Source organism: Pseudomonas sp. TSRC2-2, from assembly GCF_049897785.1.
In the GTDB taxonomy this organism is placed as follows: domain Bacteria; phylum Pseudomonadota; class Gammaproteobacteria; order Pseudomonadales; family Pseudomonadaceae; genus Aquipseudomonas.
The window spans coordinates 577678-594512 of the sequence record NZ_JAFCWZ010000002.1 but is presented as its reverse complement, the minus strand read 5'-3'; the positions used below and the strand labels follow the sequence as shown (position 1 = coordinate 594512).

Below are 16835 nucleotides of genomic sequence, written 5' to 3'. Positions count from 1 at the left end.
GCTGCAGGGGATTTATCCCCTGAAATATTACGCCCAACTGCGCAACTTCTTGCGCAGTTGGGCATTTGCCGGGGCCGAGGTGTTTGCTTCGCGAGCAGGCACCTTCCTGCAGAGGCGCAAAACTCGGGTTGGAAAGCGTCTTATAAATGAAACACCGCGCTCGGCTATACTCCCCGCATTTCGATCAGGCACCGAGGAATCACTGTGAAGAACTGGACGTTGCGCCAACGCATTTTGGCGAGCTTTGCGGTGATCATCGCCATCATGCTGATGATGGTGGTGCTCTCTTATTCACGGTTGCTGAAGATCGAGGCCAGTGAAAACAGCGTGCGCGACGATGCCATTCCCGGTGTCTATTACAGCTCGATGATACGCGGTGCCTGGGTCGACAGTTATTTGCAGACCCAAGAGCTGCTCGGGCTCAAGGAAGGCCAGGGCATTTCCAGCGAGGATGCGGCTGACTACAAGGCGTTCGAAGCGCGTCTGCAGGAGCAGATGGCCAACTATCGCAAGACGATGGCGACCGAAGAAGACCGTACCGAATTTGCCGCTTTCGAGAAGCTTCACGCCACCTACATCCAGACTCAGGATGCTGTGCTGGATCTGCACAAGCGCAATCTTGAGGCTGAAGCCGTGAAGATGTTTCACGAAAAACTGACGCCTGCCTGGTACGCCGGGCGCATGAAAGTCAACGACATCATTGGCGAGAACAAAGTCGTCGCCGATAACGCCATGGCCAATATCGACGACGCGGTTGCAACGGCCAAAGTCAGCATGGTCATTTCCCTGCTGGTCGCGGTACTGGCTGCCGGCCTGTGTGGCCTGCTATTGATGCGCGCGATCATGGCCCCGATGAACCGCATCGTGACCATTCTCGAGATCATGCGCACCGGCGACCTCAGTTCGCGCCTGAACCTTGATCGCAAGGACGAGTTCGGCGCGGTCGAAACCGGCTTCAACGACATGATGACCGAACTGACGTCGCTGGTGTCCCAGGCCCAGCGCTCTTCGGTGCAGGTGACCACTTCGGTCACCGAGATCGCCGCCACCTCCAAGCAGCAACAGGCCACCGCCACTGAAACCGCAGCGACCACCACCGAAATTGGCGCCACCTCCCGCGAGATCGCGGCGACCTCGCGGGATCTGGTGCGCACCATGACCGAAGTCTCCACCGCTGCCGATCAGGCTTCGGTGCTCGCCGGCTCCGGCCAGCAAGGCCTGGCGCGCATGGAAGACACCATGCATTCGGTCATGGGCGCGGCGGATCTGGTCAACGCCAAACTGGCGATCCTCAACGAGAAGGCCGGCAACATCAATCAGGTGGTGGTGACCATCGTCAAGGTCGCCGACCAGACCAACCTGCTGTCGCTCAACGCGGCGATCGAAGCCGAGAAGGCGGGCGAGTACGGTCGCGGTTTTGCCGTGGTCGCCACCGAAGTCCGTCGTCTGGCCGATCAGACCGCCGTGGCCACGTACGACATCGAGCAAATGGTTCGCGAGATCCAGTCGGCGGTGTCGGCCGGAGTGATGGGCATGGACAAGTTTTCCGAAGAAGTACGTCGGGGCATGTCCGAAGTGCAGCAGGTCGGCGAGCAGCTGTCGCAGATCATCCATCAGGTGCAGGCATTGGCGCCGCGCGTGTTGATGGTCAACGAAGGCATGCAGGCCCAGGCCACCGGCGCCGAGCAGATCAACCATGCGCTGGTGCAGTTGGGCGATGCCAGCAGCCAGACCGTCGAATCGCTGCGTCAGGCCAGTTTCGCCATTGATGAGCTGAGCCAGGTGGCCGTCGGCCTGCGCAGCGGCGTTTCGCGATTCAAAGTCTGATGAGCGAAATCGTCGCCAAGCGTAGCGCCGCGCCAGTGGCGAAGCAGGCGCTGTTCCTGCTGTTTCGCATCGGCAGCGAACGCTACGCCCTGCGCGCCACTGAAGTGGCGGAAGTGCTGCCGCGCCTGCCGCTGAAGCCGATTGCCCGGGCGCCGCAGTGGGTGGCCGGGGTGTTCGCCTATCGCGGTGCGGTGGTGCCGGTGATTGATCTCAGCGCGCTGACTTTTGGCCAGCCCGCGAAGGAGCGCACCAGCACGCGGCTGGTGCTGGTCAATTATCAGCCGGAGCAATCGCAACCAGCGCAATGGCTCGGGCTGATACTCGAGCAGGCCACCGACACGCTGCGCTGTCATCCGGACGACTTCCAGCCCTACGGCCTCGACAACCGCGAGGCGCCGTACCTCGGCCCGGTGCGCGAAGATGCGCAGGGATTGCTGCAATGGGTGCGGGTCAATGACTTGCTCGATGATGCCGTGCGCGGTTTGTTGTTCCCCGAGCCGCCGCGTGATCCGGCGCAGTCAGAGGCGCAGCCATGAGTGGTGATCAGCGCTTTTTCGATTTCCTCAAGGAACGCATCGGCCTCGATGTCGCTTCGGTGGGCGCGGCGATCATCGAGCGTGCCGTGCGCCAGCGCACCACGCTGTCCCAGGCCGCCCACGCCGACGAATATTGGCAGCTGTTGCAAGGCTCGCGGGACGAACAGCAAGCACTGATCGAAGCGGTGATCGTTCCGGAAACGTGGTTTTTCCGTTACCCGGAATCCTTTGCCACCTTGGGCAAACTGGCCCGTCAGCGTCTCGCCGAGCTCAACAACATGCGCGCGTTGCGCATCCTCAGCCTGCCGTGCTCGACCGGCGAAGAACCCTATTCGATCGCCATGGCCCTGCTTGATGCCGGGATCAAGCCGCATCAGTTCAAGGTCGATGGCATGGACATCAGCCCGCTGTCGGTGGACAAGGCGCGCCGCGCTGTTTACGGCAAGAACTCGTTTCGCGGGCAGGACCTGCAGTTTCGCGAGCGCCATTTCCTGCCTGAGCAGGACGGCCACCGGGTCAGCGAATATGTTCGCGAACAAGTGCGCTGGCAGGTCGGCAATGTCCTCGATCCGACACTGTTGGCGAGCGAGCCTGCCTTCGCTTTCGTGTTCTGCCGCAACCTGCTGATCTACTTCGACCAGCCGACGCAGAAGCAGGTGTTCGAAGTGCTCAAGCGCCTGACCCATGTCGACGGCGTGCTGTTTATCGGCCCGGCGGAGGGCAGTCTGCTCGGGCGCTTGGGCATGCGCTCGATCGGCATCGCGCAGTCGTTCGCTTTCAGCCGTCACAGCGAGCCGCACCCCGAACCGCTGCCGACGCCCAAACCGGTTGCCGTGCCAGTCAGCCAGTCGCCCCGCAGCACGCCGCCCGCGCCAGTGCGCAACCGGCCGTTCGCTGCCGTGACGCCTTTGCCGGTGACGAAAAAAGCCTCCGACCCGGACGCCGCAACACTGCTGGCCAACATCGCCGCGTTGGCCAACGAAGGCAAAAGCGCCGAGGCTCGTGCCGCGTGCGAACATTATCTGCGCCGCCATGAACCTGTGGCGCAGGTGTTCTACTGGCTCGGCCTGCTCAGCGATGTCGCCGGCCTGAGCCTCGAAGCCCAGGGTTTCTATCGCAAGGCCTTGTACCTTGAGCCGCAACACCCCGAAGCGCTGATGCACCTGGCCGCGTTGCTGCAGGCCCAGGGCGACACGGCGGGTGCCCGACGATTGCAGGAGCGCGCCGCCCGCAGCGGGCGCACCGCCGACAGTGAGCGTAAACGATGAGCGCGTCCGACACCTTGAACGTTACCCACGAAGACGCCCGGGCCATCGATGATTGCTGGAACCGTATCGGCATTCATGGCGACAAGACCTGCCCGCTGCTGGACGAGCACATCCATTGCCGCAACTGTTCGGTGTATTCCGCCGCCGCCACGCGCCTGCTCGACCGCTATTCACTGCAGCAGGACCAGCGCGAAGCGGTGGTCGGCAAGGTCGAAATCGATGTCAAAACCCGCTCGCTGTTGATGTTTCGTCTCGGCGAGGAATGGCTCGGACTGGCGACGCGCAGTCTCGTCGAAGTGGCGCCACTGCAGGCGATTCACTCGTTGCCGCATCAGCGCTCGCGCGCCCTGCTCGGGGTAGCCAATGTCCGTGGTGCGCTGGTCGCGTGTCTGTCGCTGGTGGAGTTGCTCGACCTCGACGGCAGCGCTGCGCCGGTCAGCGGCGGGCGAATCATGCCGCGCATGCTGATCATTGCCGCCCATGGCGGGCCGGTGGTGGTGCCGGTGGATGAGGTTGACGGCATTCATGCGATCGACGAACGCATCCTCGACGCGGCGTCGCAGTCCGGTGCGCAGGCCAGTGCCAAGTACACTCGAGGCGTTCTGCAATATCGCGGTCGCAGCCTGCGCTGGCTGGATGAAGAACAGCTGTTGTCCGCCGTGACCCGGAGCCTGACATGACCCCCGAGCAAATGCGCGACGCCTCACTGCTCGAACTGTTCAGCCTCGAAGCCGAAGCCCAGACTCAAGTCCTCAGCGCCGGGCTGCTGGCGCTGGAGCGCAATCCGACCCAGGCCGATCAACTGGAGTCGTGCATGCGCGCGGCGCATTCGCTCAAAGGCGCGGCGCGCATCGTTGGTATCGACAGTGGCGTCAGCGTCGCCCACGTTATGGAAGATTGCCTGGTCAGCGCGCAGGAAGGGCGTTTGTTGCTGCGCCCCGAGCACATCGACGCGTTGCTGCAGGGCACCGACCTGCTGATGCGCATCGCCACGCCGGCCAACGCGCCGCAACCTGCGGACATTGACGCCTACGTGGCGCTGATGGGGCGTTTGCTCGATCCCTCGACCCCAGCCGCTGTGGTTGCCGCGCCGCCAATGGCCGAGTTGCAGATCGAGCCAGCGCCAGTAGCGTCAATACCGATCATGGACGAGCCCGCCGAGCCGCCCCCGCGCAAAAACAAACGCACCACGGAAGGCGGCGAACGCGTCTTGCGCGTCACCGCCGAACGCCTGAACAGCCTGCTCGATCTGTCGAGCAAATCGCTGGTGGAAACCCAGCGTCTCAAGCCGCATCTGGCGACCATGCAGCGCCTCAAACGCATGCAGAACAACGGTCTGCGCGCGCTGGAAAACCTCAATGTGCACCTGAAGGAACATGCTCTGAGTCTGGAAGCACTCGAGTCGCTGGAGGATGCGCGGCGCTTGCTCGCCGAGTCGCAGCAACTGCTCAGCGAGAAAAACGCTGAACTCGACGAATTCGCCTGGCAGGCCAGCCAGCGCGCACAAGTGCTTTACGACACTGCGCTGGCCTGCCGCATGCGCCCGTTCGCCGATGTGTTGAGCGGGCAGGCGCGCATGGTTCGCGACCTCGGCCGCAGCCTCGGCAAACAAGTGCGCCTGGAGATCGAAGGCGAGAAAACCCAAGTCGATCGCGACGTGCTGGAGAAGCTCGAAGCGCCGCTGACCCACCTGCTGCGCAACGCCGTGGATCACGGCATCGAAACCCCGGAACAACGCCTGCTCAAGGGTAAGTCCGAAGAAGGCCTGATCCGCCTGCGCGCCTCCCATCAGGCCGGTCTGCTGGTGCTGGAGTTGAGCGATGACGGCAATGGCGTCGATCTGGAAAAAGTCCGCCGCAGCATCGTCGAACGCCAGTTATCCCCAGCCGAAACGGCAGCGCAATTGAGCGAAGAGGAGTTGCTGACGTTCCTGTTTCTGCCGGGATTCAGCCTGCGCGACAAAGTCACCGAAGTGTCCGGCCGTGGCGTCGGCCTCGATGCGGTTCAGCACATGGTTCGGCAACTACGCGGGGCCGTGGTGCTCGAACAGGCGGCGGGCGAGGGCAGTCGTTTTCATCTGGAAGTGCCGCTGACCTTGTCGGTGGTGCGCAGTCTGGTGGTGGAAGTCGGCGAGGAGGCTTACGCATTCCCGTTAGCGCATATCGAACGTATGTGCGATCTGGCCCCCGAAGACATTGTGCAGGTCGAAGGGCGTCAGCATTTCTGGCACGAAGGCCAGCATGTTGGCCTGGTGGCGGCCAGTCAGTTGCTCAACCGCCCGGCCAGTCAGAACGATGGCAATACCCTCAAAGTCGTGGTGATCCGCGAGCGCGAAGCAATTTATGGGGTGGCGGTCGAGCGCTTCATCGGCGAGCGCACGCTGGTGGTGTTGCCGCTGGATGAGCGTCTGGGCAAGGTTCAGGACATTTCCGCCGGGGCCTTGCTCGATGATGGCTCGGTGGTGCTGATCGTCGATGTCGAAGACATGCTGCGTTCGGTGGACAAGTTGCTCAATACCGGGCGTCTGGAACGCATTGCCCGCCACGGTAACCAGGCCGCCGAAGCAGCGCGCAAACGGGTGTTGGTGGTCGACGATTCGCTGACGGTGCGCGAGCTGCAGCGCAAACTGCTACTCAATCGCGGCTACGACGTCGCGGTAGCGGTGGACGGCATGGACGGCTGGAACGCGCTGCGTTCGGAGAACTTCGACCTGCTGATCACCGACATCGACATGCCGCGCATGGACGGCATCGAGCTGGTCACCTTGTTGCGCCGCGACAACCGTCTGCAATCGCTGCCGGTGATGGTGGTGTCGTACAAGGATCGCGAAGAAGACCGCCGCCGTGGACTGGACGCCGGCGCCGACTATTATCTAGCCAAAGCCAGTTTTCATGACGACGCCCTGCTCGATGCAGTGGTCGAGCTCATTGGGGGAGCGCGGGCATGAGGATCGCAATCGTCAACGACATGCCCCTGGCGGTGGAGGCGCTGCGCCGAGCGCTGGCCTTCGAGCCGGCGCATCAGGTGATCTGGGTCGCCAGCAACGGCGCCGAGGCGGTGCAACGCTGCGCCGAATACACTCCGGACCTGATTCTGATGGACCTGATCATGCCGATCATGGACGGCGTCGAAGCCACGCGGCGGATCATGGCCGAGACGCCGTGCGCCATTGTCATCGTCACCGTCGACCGTCAGCAGAACGTGCATCGTGTGTTCGAGGCCATGGGTCACGGCGCGCTGGATGTGGTCGACACCCCGGCGATCGGCGCTGGCAATGCTCAGGAAGCCGCCGCGCCGTTGCTGCGCAAGATCCTCAACATCGGCTGGCTGATCGGCGACAAGGCGCCGCGTGCGCGCCCGACGCCGAGTTCGCCGCGCAGTTCGCCGTCACGGCAGCGGCTGGTGGCGATCGGTTCGTCCGCCGGCGGGCCGGCCGCGCTGGAAATGTTGCTCAAAGGCCTGCCGAGGGATTTTTCTGCGGCGATCGTGCTGGTGCAGCATGTCGACCAGGTATTCGCCGCAGGCATGGCCGAATGGCTGGCCAGCGCCAGCGGTCTCGATGTGCGTCTGGCCCGCGAAGGCGAGCCGCCGCAGAGCGGCGCGGTATTGCTGGCCGGCACCAATCACCATATTCGCCTGCTCAAGAACGGCACGCTGGCCTACACCGCCGAACCGGTCAACGAAATCTATCGCCCCTCGATCGACGTGTTTTTCGAGAGCGTTGCCAGTTACTGGAACGGTGACGCGGTCGGGGTTTTATTGACCGGGATGGGGCGCAATGGCGCGCAAGGGCTTAAGCTCATGCGCCAACAGGGTTATTTGACCATCGCTCAGGATCAGCACAGCAGTGCGGTGTACGGCATGCCCAAGGCTGCCGCGGCGATCGATGCTGCGGTGGAAATCCGCCCGCTGGAAAAGATAGCGCCACGATTGCTGGAGATTTTCCCCAAATGAACAGGTTGATCCGCAATCCAGGCCCCCGCAGTACTCAGGTGACCGCCCATGAATGATTTACAGATCGACGACATTAAAACCGACGAGAACGCCGCCATGGTGTTGTTGGTGGATGATCAGGCGATGATCGGCGAAGCGGTGCGCCGTGGGCTGTCGAATCAGGAGAACATCGACTTCCACTTCTGCTCTGACCCGCAGCAGGCCATCGCCCAGGCGGTGCGGATCAAGCCGACGGTAATCCTTCAGGATCTGGTGATGCCCGGCCTCGATGGCCTGAGCCTGGTGCGCGAATACCGCAATCATCCGGCGACCAGGGACATCCCGATCATCGTTCTGTCGACCAAGGAAGACCCGCTGATCAAGAGCGCGGCGTTCTCCGCTGGCGCCAACGATTATCTGGTGAAGCTGCCGGACACCATCGAACTGGTCGCGCGCATCCGTTATCACTCGCGCTCCTACATGACCTTGCTGCAGCGCGACGCGGCGTATCGGGCGTTGCGGGTCAGCCAGCAGCAATTGCTCGACACCAATCTGGTGCTGCAACGGTTGATGAACTCCGATGGCCTGACCGGGCTGTCCAACCGTCGCCACTTCGACGAATACCTGGAACTGGAGTGGCGCCGTTCGCTACGCGATCAGACGCAGCTGTCGTTGCTGATGATCGACGTGGATTACTTCAAATCGTACAACGACAGTTTCGGCCACGTCGAAGGCGACGAAGCCTTGCGCAAGGTTGCCGCAGCCATCCGTGATGCCAGTGCACGACCGTCGGATCTGCCGGCGCGTTATGGCGGTGAGGAGTTTGTGCTCGTCCTGCCGAACACCTCGCCGGGCGGTGCGCGGTTGTTGGCCGAGAAGCTGCGCCAGACTGTCGCGGCGCTGAAGATCCCACATAACACGCCGACCGAAGGCTGCGGCCTGACCATCAGTATCGGCCTGGCGACCATGGTGCCGCAGGCGGGTACGGATTGCCGGTTGCTGATTTCGGCGGCGGATCGCGGGTTGTATCTGGCGAAGAACAATGGGCGTAATCAGGTCGGGATCGAATAGCTACGCGATACCTTTGTGGGAGCGGGCTTGCTCGCGAATTTGATGTGTCATTCAGCATTGATGTTGCCTGATGCACCGCTTTCGCGAGCAAGCCCGCTCTCACAAGGAATCTGCGTCAGGCCATGACAAGTGAATCGGCTCACACCCGCCAGACGGGCTGCCGCAGCAGCCTGTTTACGTTATACTCGCCGGCTTTCAAAAGTTCGCCAACGAGTGCTGCCCGTCATGGAAATCAACCCGATCCTGAACACCATCAAGGACCTGTCCGAGCGCTCCGAAACTATTCGGGGGTATCTTTGACTACGATCAAAAGCATGAGCGTCTGACCGAGGTCAATCGCGAGCTTGAAGATCCGAGTGTCTGGAACAAACCTGAATACGCCCAGGAGCTGGGCCGCGAGCGTGCCGCGCTGGCGCAGATCGTCGACACCCTCGACGAACTGAACGGCGGTCTGGCCGATTGCCGCGACCTGCTGGAAATGGCCGTCGAAGAGAACGACGAAGGCGCAGTGGGCGATGTCGTCGCCGAGCTGGCCCGTCTCGAGGAAAATCTGGCCAAGCTGGAATTCCGCCGCATGTTCAGCCATGAAATGGACCCGAACAACGCCTACCTGGACATCCAGGCCGGTTCCGGCGGTACCGAAGCGCAGGACTGGGCCAACATCCTGCTGCGCATGTACCTGCGCTGGGCCGACAAACGCGGTTTCGAAGCGACCATCATGGAACTGTCCGCCGGTGAAGTCGCCGGTATCAAGGGCGCGACCGTGCATATCAAGGGCGAATACGCCTTTGGCTGGCTGCGTACCGAGATTGGCGTGCACCGTCTGGTGCGCAAGAGCCCGTTCGACTCCGGCAACCGCCGCCACACGTCGTTCTCCGCCGTTTTCGTCTCGCCAGAGATCGATGACAAGGTGGAAATCGAAATCAACCCGGCAGACCTGCGGATCGACACCTATCGCTCCTCCGGTGCCGGTGGTCAGCACGTAAACACCACCGACTCGGCGGTACGTATCACTCACGTACCGACCAACACCGTGGTCAGCTGCCAGAACGAACGTTCCCAGCACGCCAACAAGGACACCGCCATGAAAATGCTGCGGGCCAAGTTGTACGAGCAGGAAATGCAGAAGCGCAACGCCGCCTCGCAAGCGCTGGAAGACACCAAGTCGGACATCGGCTGGGGTCACCAGATCCGCTCTTACGTGCTCGATGCGTCGCGGATCAAGGATCTGCGCACCAATATCGAACGCAGCGATTGCGACAAGGTGCTCGACGGCGACATCGACGAATACCTGGAAGCCAGCCTGAAATCCGGCCTGTAACACCCTCTGTGGGAGCGGGCTCGCCCGCGATCCCCAGCCGAAGGCTGGGGGCAACGAACCTGATGGAATACTTAAAGACATGAGCGACCTACAACTCGACCCGCAAGCCCTGCAACAGGAAGAAAACTCCCTGATCGCCCTGCGCAAGGAAAAGCTTGCTGCCGAGCGCGCCAAGGGCAATGCCTTCCCCAACGACTTCCGCCGCGAAAACTACTGCGATGCCTTGCAGAAACAGTACGCGGACAAGACCAAGGAAGAGCTGGCAGAGGCTGCAATCCCGGTCAAGGTCGCCGGTCGCATCATGCTCAACCGTGGCTCGTTCATGGTGATCCAGGACATGACCGGGCGCATTCAGGTCTACGTCAATCGCAAGACCTTGCCTGAAGAAACCCTGGCCGCGGTGAAAACCTGGGACATGGGCGACATCATTGCTGCCGAAGGCACCCTGGCGCGTTCCGGCAAGGGTGACCTCTACGTAGAAATGACCAACGTCCGTCTGCTGACCAAGTCGCTGCGCCCGCTGCCGGACAAGCACCACGGCCTGACCGACACCGAGCAGCGCTATCGTCAGCGTTACGTTGACCTGATCGTCAACGAAGACGTGCGCCAGACGTTCCGCGTACGTTCGCAAGTGATCGCGCACATCCGCAGCTTCCTGATGAAGCGCGACTTCCTCGAAGTCGAAACGCCGATGCTGCAGACCATTCCCGGCGGCGCTGCGGCCAAGCCGTTCGAAACCCATCACAATGCGCTGGACCTGCCAATGTTCCTGCGTATTGCCCCTGAGCTTTATCTGAAGCGTCTGGTGGTTGGCGGTTTCGAGAAGGTCTTCGAGATCAACCGCAACTTCCGTAACGAAGGCGTTTCGACCCGCCACAACCCTGAATTCACCATGTTGGAGTTCTATCAGGCGTACGCCGATTACGAAGACAACATGGACCTCACCGAAGAACTGTTCCGCGAACTGGCGCAGCTGGTCCTGGGCAGCACCGACGTCCCGTATGGCGACAAGGTGTTCCACTTCGGTGAGCCGTTCGTGCGTCTGTCGGTGTTCGACTCGATTCTCAAGTACAACCCTGAGCTGACCGCCGATGATCTGAATGACATCGACAAGGCTCGCGCCATCGCCAAGAAGGCCGGCGCCAAGGTGCTTGGCTTCGAAGGTCTGGGCAAGCTGCAAGTAATGATTTTCGAAGAGCTGGTCGAGCACAAGCTGGAGCAGCCGCACTTCATCACACAGTACCCGTTCGAAGTGTCGCCGCTGGCCCGTCGCAACGATGAGAACCCGAACGTCACCGACCGTTTCGAGCTGTTCATCGGTGGTCGTGAAATCGCCAACGCCTATTCCGAGTTGAACGACGCGGAAGACCAGGCCGAACGCTTCATGGCGCAGGTGGCCGACAAGGACGCCGGTGACGACGAAGCCATGCACTATGACGCCGACTTCGTTCGGGCGCTGGAGTACGGCATGCCGCCAACGGCCGGTGAAGGCATCGGCATTGATCGTCTGGTGATGTTGCTGACCAACTCGCCATCGATCCGCGATGTGATCCTGTTCCCGCACATGCGACCGCAAGCGTAAACGTTTCAGTTAAAAAGCCGCCTAAAACAGGCGGCTTTTTATTGCCTGTCTGGTACAAATGTATCATTTGGTTACTTTGGAATTAGTAGAGGAAGTGCTGTCGTGATGGGTGCAATAGCTCAAGAAGGCGCAGCGGGTATCGCCACTGCGGTCGCTGAAAGTGTTCAGTACCAGGGCCGCAAGGCCAGCCGACAGGGCAGTGAGCAGCGTCGCCAGGACATTCTCGACGCGGCGATGCGCATTGTCGTGCGCGACGGCGTGCGTGCCGTGCGCCATCGTGCGGTGGCGGCCGAGGCCGGTGTGCCGTTGTCGGCGACCACGTATTACTTCAAGGACATCGACGATCTGCTCACCGATACCTTCGCCCAGTACGTGGAACGCAGCGCGGCGTACATGGCCAAGTTGTGGATCAACAACGAAGGCCTGCTGCGCGAAATGGTGGTCAGTGCCGACGGTAGCCCGGAGTCGCGGTCGCAACTGGCCGACGACATTGCGCGGTTGATGGCCGATTACGTGCATCGGCAACTGATCAATCGCCGTGAGCATCTGATGGCCGAACAGGCGTTCCGCCAGGAAGCGCTGCTCAACCCGCGTCTGGCCATTCTGGTGCGCTCGCATCAGCAGATTCTGTTGCAGGGCACCTGCCAGTTGTTCCAGGTGCTGGGCTCGCGTGAACCGCAGCAGGATGCCAAGGTGTTGACGGCGATTATCGGACGGATGGAATATCAGGGCCTGCTCAATGACGCCGAGCCCCTGGCTGAAGAGGACATGCTCGGGATCCTGACGCGCTATATGCACCTTGTATTGGCGTCGGTGTAACACAATGTCGTCCGTCTGACGCCGATCCCCCTGTGGGAGCTGCCGAAGGCTGCGATCTTTTGATCTGCTTTTAGAAGACCAGGGTCAAAAGATCGCAGCCTTCGGCAGCTCCTACAGAGGGCCCGCGCCCAGTCATTCAAAGCGTCACGTTTTCTACAGGAGTTTCGGGTGGACGATTACCAGCAGACGATACGCATGTTGTCCGATCGCATTGTGCTGGCGCAGACGCCGATCCGCGTGCTCGATGCGGTCAAGTGGGACGACAACGTGCGCAAGGGCTTCCTCAAGGCCAAAGGCAAGGAAATGCCGGCGGTGGATCGCGACTACTACCTCAACCGCCCGCTGTCGTTTGATTCAAGCCAGGTCAAACTGGAATTCCAGAACATCGAACGCGACATCACCCGCCAGCTCGGCCAGTTCAATCCGGTCGGGCAGATCATGCGCCGCATGTGCAAGGAATACCGCATGGTGGTGCGCATGCTGGAGGCGCGCGGCACCGAGGACTTCGGCCTGATTTCGCAGGAGCTCTACGGCGCAGCGTCCGATGCCTTCCACGCCGGCGACCCGACGTTGGCCGACCTCGGCCTGATGATGTCCGACTACCTGAATAACATCGACGGGCGCGGCGACCTCAAGGACGAACCGAAAATCCTCACCGCGAAAGATGCGGTGCACTTGTTGCAAACCCGCTTGAACAAGGTGTTTGGCGAGGCCGAAGAAACCATTCGCGTGTTCGAGTCCGATGGCATTGTTGCCGACGCCGCAGCGGGCGCCGACTACATCAAGATCCGCACCGACGCGCTGTTCAACGACCGCGACGTGCGTGCGCTGGAAGTTCACGAAGGCCTGGTGCATGTCGGCACCACGCTCAACGGCTTGAATCAGCCGATCTGTACCTTCCTGTCGAAAGGCCCGCCCTCGTCGACGGTGACCCAGGAAGGGCTGGCGATCCTGATGGAGATCATTACTTTCGCCTCCTACCCGAGTCGCTTGCGCAAACTGACCAACCGCACCCGTGCGATTCATATGGTCGAGGAGGGCGCGGACTTCTTGCAGATCTACGAATTCTTCCGCGAGCAGGGTTTCGAAATGGCCGAAAGCTACGGCAACGCCAGCCGGGTCTTCCGTGGCTCGACGCCGACCGGTCTGCCATTCACCAAAGACTTGTCCTACCTCAAGGGCTTCATCATGGTTTACAACTACATTCAGTTGGCCGTGCGCAAGGGCAAGCTTGAGCAGATTCCGCTGTTGTTCTGTGGCAAGACTACGCTGGAAGACATGCGGACTTTGCGTCAGCTGGTGGATGAAGGGCTGGTGGTGCCACCCAAATATCTGCCGGATCAGTTCCGTGACATGAATGCGTTGTCGGCGTGGATGTGTTTCTCCAACTTCCTCAACCATTTGAGCCTGGACCGGATTGAGGCGGACTATTCCAATATCCTCTAACCCCAACCCGTCTATCCCCTGTGGGAGCGGGCTTGCTCGCGAAAGCGGTCTGACATTCAAAAAAGGTGTCGACTGACACACCGCCTTCGCGAGCAAGCCCGCTCCCACAGGTTTGATTTGTGTTCAGCTCTTTTCTCTGCGAGGTTTCACCGGATGAGAATCCTCGGCATTCTTTGCCTGCTCTTGACCCTCGGCGGTTGCAGTTCGCTGCTGTTCTACCCGGAGCCGGGTCAGGTCTTCACCCCGGACAAAGCCAAACTCGAATACCGCACCGTCACTCTGGTCACCGCTGATGGCTTGAAGCTCAACGCCTGGTGGCTGCCGGCCAAATCCGGCGTCGAGGTCAAAGGCACGGTCCTGCATTTGCACGGCAACGGCGGCAATCTGCCGATGCACCTGGGCGGCAGTTGGTGGTTGCCGAAGCATGGCTATCAGGTTCTGCTGGTCGACTATCGTGGCTACGGTTTGTCCGAGGGCAAACCGAGCCTGCCGGCGATTTATCAGGACATCGACGCGGCGTTCGCCTGGCTCGACAACGCGCCCGAGGTCAAGGGAAAACCGATGGTGCTGCTCGGGCAGAGCCTCGGTGGCGCCATGGCTGTGCATTGGCTGGTGCAACATCCTGAGCGTCAAAAACAGCTCAAGGCGCTGGTGCTGGATGGCGTACCGGCCAGTTATCGCAGCGTCGGCCAGTTTGCCCTCAGCACTTCCTGGCTGACCTGGCCGTTGCAGGTGCCGCTGTCGTGGCTGGTGCCCGACGGCGACAGCGCAATCAACTCGATGGCGCAGCTGACGGGCGTGCCCAAGCTGATCTTCCACAGCATCGACGATCCGCTGGTGCCGATGGCCAACGGCATTCGTCTGTATCAGGCAGCGCCACCACCGCGCGTGCTCCAACTGACCCGTGGTGGTCATGTGCAAACCTTTGGCGACCCGGTGTGGCGTCAGGTCATGCTGCGCTATCTCGATGATCCCGAGCACTTCGACGGCCTGCGCCGCCTCGGCGAAATCCCCAACTATCCGCCGCCCCCGAATTCCGAAGATGAGACCCCCCAATGACTGAAGAACGTAATGCCATCCCGCTGATCATCACCGGTATCTGCAGCATCCTCGGCACCGTCGGGGCGCTGTGGTACTACGGCTACCTGCACTTCGCCAAACCCGAGGATGCGTTGCTGCTCAGCGAATTCACCATGCTCAAGACCGTGCCGGGCGAAGACTACAAAGTTTCTCTGACCCCCGCGCCACAAGTGGCGCAGTGCGTTGACGGGGTGTTGGTGCTGTTTGATACCGAGCAGAAAGGCCTGACCGGGGTGTTGGTCAATGCGCAGAAGAAAGCGGTGCGTTGCATGGGTGAAGAGACCCCACAAAAACTACAGCCTTAAAAGCAAAGATCGCAGCCTTCGGCAGCGCCTACAGGAGATGGATTCCCATGTAGAAGCTGCCGAAGGCTGCGATCCTTTAATCTTCAAAAACCCCCGCCTGATGACTGAGGCGGGGGTTTTTGCGTTACGACGTAAAGCTTAGTTCGAGCTCACCGAAGAACGCGGTGCAACCGGTTGGTTGTCGTTGGAAATGGTCACTTCCACACGACGGTTCATCGCACGGCCCGAGACGCTGCCGTTATCCGCTACCGGGTATTCCTTGCCATAACCCTGAGCGACGATGCGCGAAGGATCGACGCCCATTTTGATCAGGGCCATCTGCACGGAAGTCGCGCGGCGCTCGGACAGCGACTGGTTGTAGCTCGCGGTGCCGGTGCTGTCGGTGTAACCCTCGACGATCACTTTGCGATCCGGGTTTTCCTGAAGGAATTGCGCCAGTTTGTTGATGTTCACCAGACCGCTGGATTTCAGATCAGCCTTGTTGGTGGCGAACAGCACGTCACCGAAAGTCACCAGCGTACCGCGATCGGTCTGCTTGGCGTTGAGGCTGTCCTGCAGCTGTTTGATCTGCTGGTCACGGGCATCCAGACGAGCCTGGGCGCGTTGGGCAGCGGCGTTCTTCAGGTTGTTTTCAGCGGTGCGCAGGGCGATGGTCTGCTTGGCCACTTCCACGCGCTGGTTGGTCAGATAAGCCAGTTGGTCAACCTTGGCCGCGTCTTCCTTGTCCAGATAAGCCTTGTCGGCCTTGTCCAGATAATCGCTGGCGTCTTTGGTTTCCAGTGCCGCGACTTTGCTCGCCTGTGGGTTGGCCTGCAGGCCGGCGTAGTTGGTGCGCGCCTGTTCCAGGTTCGGGTTAGGCGGGGTGGAGCAGGCAGCCAGTGCAACGCTTGCGGCCAGAAGAGCGGGAATCATCAGTTGCTTACGCATAATTTGTCGTCCTTTCTATCGATAAGAGTTTCAGCTTTGCGATCGGGATGCGCGCTTACTGCACAGTGCGCTGGCTTTCCTGACGCAGTTCCTGAACACCTTTCTGGGAATCCTTCACAGCCTGTTCGGCCTTGGCGGCCTGAGCCTTGCGTTCGGCGACGCGAGCGTCCCATTCAGCCTGTTCGGACAGGCGACGAGCCTCGTCATACTTCTTGTCATGCATGGCGATTTCAGCTTGTTTCAGTTTGTCCTGAGCCTGCTTCATTTCCACTGCAGCGAACTCGGTACCGCCAGCGCTGACGGCGCTGTTGACGGCCGACTGGGTCACGGCGTACTGCTCGGTCGGTGGGTTACCCGCGCAACCGGCGAGCACGAAGCTGGTGCCGATGGCCAGAGCGGCCAGTTTCAGACCGCGCAGGTGGGAAAACGAGGTTTGGGTTTTCATGGTCTTCAACTCCATTAGGCATCTCCTGAAAATACAACTGAATCCATCCTGGCAGAGGAGCCGAAAGCATCGCTTGTTGACGCGAATTGAAACGCTCGTTCCAGGCGTGGTTACCTGTTCCGACCGGCGGCATTTTTGAAAAGTTCAGAAAAGATGGCCTATCGCCAAAAATTAAATTGACCGTTTGGACAAGGCTCTGGGACGGGAACTTTGGCGGTTTGAAGCGGTACGCGCGGGGTGTTAAACAAGCGTAAAAAGATCAAATGTGGGAGCGA

Annotated in this window: 15 protein-coding genes; 13 read left to right on the top strand and 2 right to left on the bottom strand. The window is 60.9% G+C overall.

Translation table 11 applies throughout. The annotated features are described in order from the left end of the window. Positions 1–204: 204 nt before the first annotated feature. From ACP7D9_RS05845 to ACP7D9_RS05785, 13 genes are all read left to right on the top strand, one after another. Positions 205–1827, top strand: a complete 1623-nt coding sequence (locus tag ACP7D9_RS05845; RefSeq protein ID WP_426156144.1) for a methyl-accepting chemotaxis protein — start codon at positions 205–207, stop codon at positions 1825–1827. Further along, positions 1827–2363 carry a chemotaxis protein CheW gene (locus tag ACP7D9_RS05840; RefSeq protein ID WP_426156142.1) on the top strand — a complete coding sequence of 179 codons (537 nt, stop codon included), beginning with the start codon at positions 1827–1829 and terminating at the stop codon, positions 2361–2363. The genes ACP7D9_RS05845 and ACP7D9_RS05840 overlap by 1 nt, the downstream gene beginning before the upstream one ends. Beyond that, entirely contained in the window at positions 2360–3631 is a 1272-nt protein-coding gene (locus ACP7D9_RS05835) for a CheR family methyltransferase (protein WP_426156140.1), read from the top strand. The genes ACP7D9_RS05840 and ACP7D9_RS05835 overlap by 4 nt, the downstream gene beginning before the upstream one ends. Further along, a complete protein-coding gene (locus ACP7D9_RS05830; protein WP_426156138.1) occupies positions 3628–4311 on the top strand; it encodes a chemotaxis protein CheW in 684 nt (227 codons plus the stop codon). Before ACP7D9_RS05835 ends, ACP7D9_RS05830 begins: the two co-directional genes overlap by 4 nt. Further along, positions 4308–6578, top strand: coding sequence for a hybrid sensor histidine kinase/response regulator (locus tag ACP7D9_RS05825; RefSeq protein ID WP_426156135.1), 2271 nt, complete (start codon positions 4308–4310; stop codon positions 6576–6578). The genes ACP7D9_RS05830 and ACP7D9_RS05825 overlap by 4 nt, the downstream gene beginning before the upstream one ends. Continuing rightward, positions 6575–7585, top strand: coding sequence for a chemotaxis response regulator protein-glutamate methylesterase (locus ACP7D9_RS05820; RefSeq protein ID WP_426156133.1), 1011 nt, complete (start codon positions 6575–6577; stop codon positions 7583–7585). The genes ACP7D9_RS05825 and ACP7D9_RS05820 overlap by 4 nt, the downstream gene beginning before the upstream one ends. A 48-nt stretch (positions 7586–7633) precedes the next feature. Beyond that, complete coding sequence (locus ACP7D9_RS05815) at positions 7634–8635, top strand: diguanylate cyclase domain-containing protein (protein ID WP_426156131.1); 1002 nt, start codon at positions 7634–7636, stop codon at positions 8633–8635. A 225-nt stretch (positions 8636–8860) separates the two neighbouring features. Next, positions 8861–9956, top strand: a protein-coding gene (gene prfB, locus ACP7D9_RS05810) for a peptide chain release factor 2 (RefSeq protein ID WP_101157793.1) whose coding sequence is annotated in 2 segments (ribosomal slippage) — positions 8861–8932 and positions 8934–9956 — 1095 coding nt in all. Because the reading frame shifts where the segments join, the coding sequence is not laid out codon by codon here. 79 nt (positions 9957–10035) lie between these two features. Then, positions 10036–11538: a lysine--tRNA ligase gene (lysS, locus tag ACP7D9_RS05805; RefSeq protein WP_101157795.1), complete on the top strand. Its 1503-nt coding sequence runs from the start codon at positions 10036–10038 to the stop codon at positions 11536–11538. A gap of 105 nt (positions 11539–11643) precedes the next feature. Then, positions 11644–12357: a TetR/AcrR family transcriptional regulator gene (locus tag ACP7D9_RS05800; RefSeq protein WP_056783159.1), complete on the top strand. Its 714-nt coding sequence runs from the start codon at positions 11644–11646 to the stop codon at positions 12355–12357. Positions 12358–12552: 195 nt separating this feature from the next. Continuing rightward, positions 12553–13803 (top strand): flavohemoglobin expression-modulating QEGLA motif protein, encoded by a 1251-nt coding sequence (locus tag ACP7D9_RS05795; protein ID WP_312997008.1) that lies wholly within the window; start codon positions 12553–12555, stop codon positions 13801–13803. Between the two features lie 153 nt (positions 13804–13956). After that, positions 13957–14862: an alpha/beta hydrolase gene (locus ACP7D9_RS05790; RefSeq protein WP_426156128.1), complete on the top strand. Its 906-nt coding sequence runs from the start codon at positions 13957–13959 to the stop codon at positions 14860–14862. Then, positions 14859–15188, top strand: a complete 330-nt coding sequence (locus ACP7D9_RS05785) for a hypothetical protein (RefSeq protein ID WP_426156126.1) — start codon at positions 14859–14861, stop codon at positions 15186–15188. The genes ACP7D9_RS05790 and ACP7D9_RS05785 overlap by 4 nt, the downstream gene beginning before the upstream one ends. A gap of 138 nt (positions 15189–15326) precedes the next feature. Here ACP7D9_RS05785 and ACP7D9_RS05780 read toward each other — a convergent pair whose 3' ends face one another. Then, the gene (locus ACP7D9_RS05780; RefSeq protein ID WP_024011746.1) at positions 15327–16115 is read right to left on the bottom strand and encodes an OmpA family protein; all 789 of its coding nucleotides are present in this window, start codon (positions 16113–16115) and stop codon (positions 15327–15329) included. 55 nt (positions 16116–16170) lie between these two features. After that, positions 16171–16575, bottom strand: a complete 405-nt coding sequence (locus ACP7D9_RS05775) for a DUF4398 domain-containing protein (RefSeq protein ID WP_024011747.1) — start codon at positions 16573–16575, stop codon at positions 16171–16173. Between the last annotated feature and the right edge of the window lie 260 nt (positions 16576–16835).

Bases quoted from the DNA above. Each gene is read 5' to 3' on its own strand.
- ACP7D9_RS05840 (WP_426156142.1), top strand. From the start codon at position 1,827: ATGAGCGAAATCGTCGCCAAGCGTAGCGCCGCGCCAGTGGCGAAGCAG.
- ACP7D9_RS05835 (WP_426156140.1), top strand. From the start codon at position 2,360: ATGAGTGGTGATCAGCGCTTTTTCGATTTCCTCAAGGAACGCATCGGC.
- ACP7D9_RS05830 (WP_426156138.1), top strand. From the start codon at position 3,628: ATGAGCGCGTCCGACACCTTGAACGTTACCCACGAAGACGCCCGGGCC.
- ACP7D9_RS05825 (WP_426156135.1), top strand. From the start codon at position 4,308: ATGACCCCCGAGCAAATGCGCGACGCCTCACTGCTCGAACTGTTCAGC.
- ACP7D9_RS05820 (WP_426156133.1), top strand. From the start codon at position 6,575: ATGAGGATCGCAATCGTCAACGACATGCCCCTGGCGGTGGAGGCGCTG.
- ACP7D9_RS05815 (WP_426156131.1), top strand. From the start codon at position 7,634: ATGAATGATTTACAGATCGACGACATTAAAACCGACGAGAACGCCGCC.
- lysS (WP_101157795.1), top strand. From the start codon at position 10,036: ATGAGCGACCTACAACTCGACCCGCAAGCCCTGCAACAGGAAGAAAAC.
- ACP7D9_RS05800 (WP_056783159.1), top strand. From the start codon at position 11,644: ATGGGTGCAATAGCTCAAGAAGGCGCAGCGGGTATCGCCACTGCGGTC.
- ACP7D9_RS05795 (WP_312997008.1), top strand. From the start codon at position 12,553: ATGTTGTCCGATCGCATTGTGCTGGCGCAGACGCCGATCCGCGTGCTC.
- ACP7D9_RS05790 (WP_426156128.1), top strand. From the start codon at position 13,957: ATGAGAATCCTCGGCATTCTTTGCCTGCTCTTGACCCTCGGCGGTTGC.
- ACP7D9_RS05785 (WP_426156126.1), top strand. From the start codon at position 14,859: ATGACTGAAGAACGTAATGCCATCCCGCTGATCATCACCGGTATCTGC.
- ACP7D9_RS05780 (WP_024011746.1), bottom strand. From the start codon at position 16,115: ATGCGTAAGCAACTGATGATTCCCGCTCTTCTGGCCGCAAGCGTTGCA.
- ACP7D9_RS05775 (WP_024011747.1), bottom strand. From the start codon at position 16,575: ATGGAGTTGAAGACCATGAAAACCCAAACCTCGTTTTCCCACCTGCGC.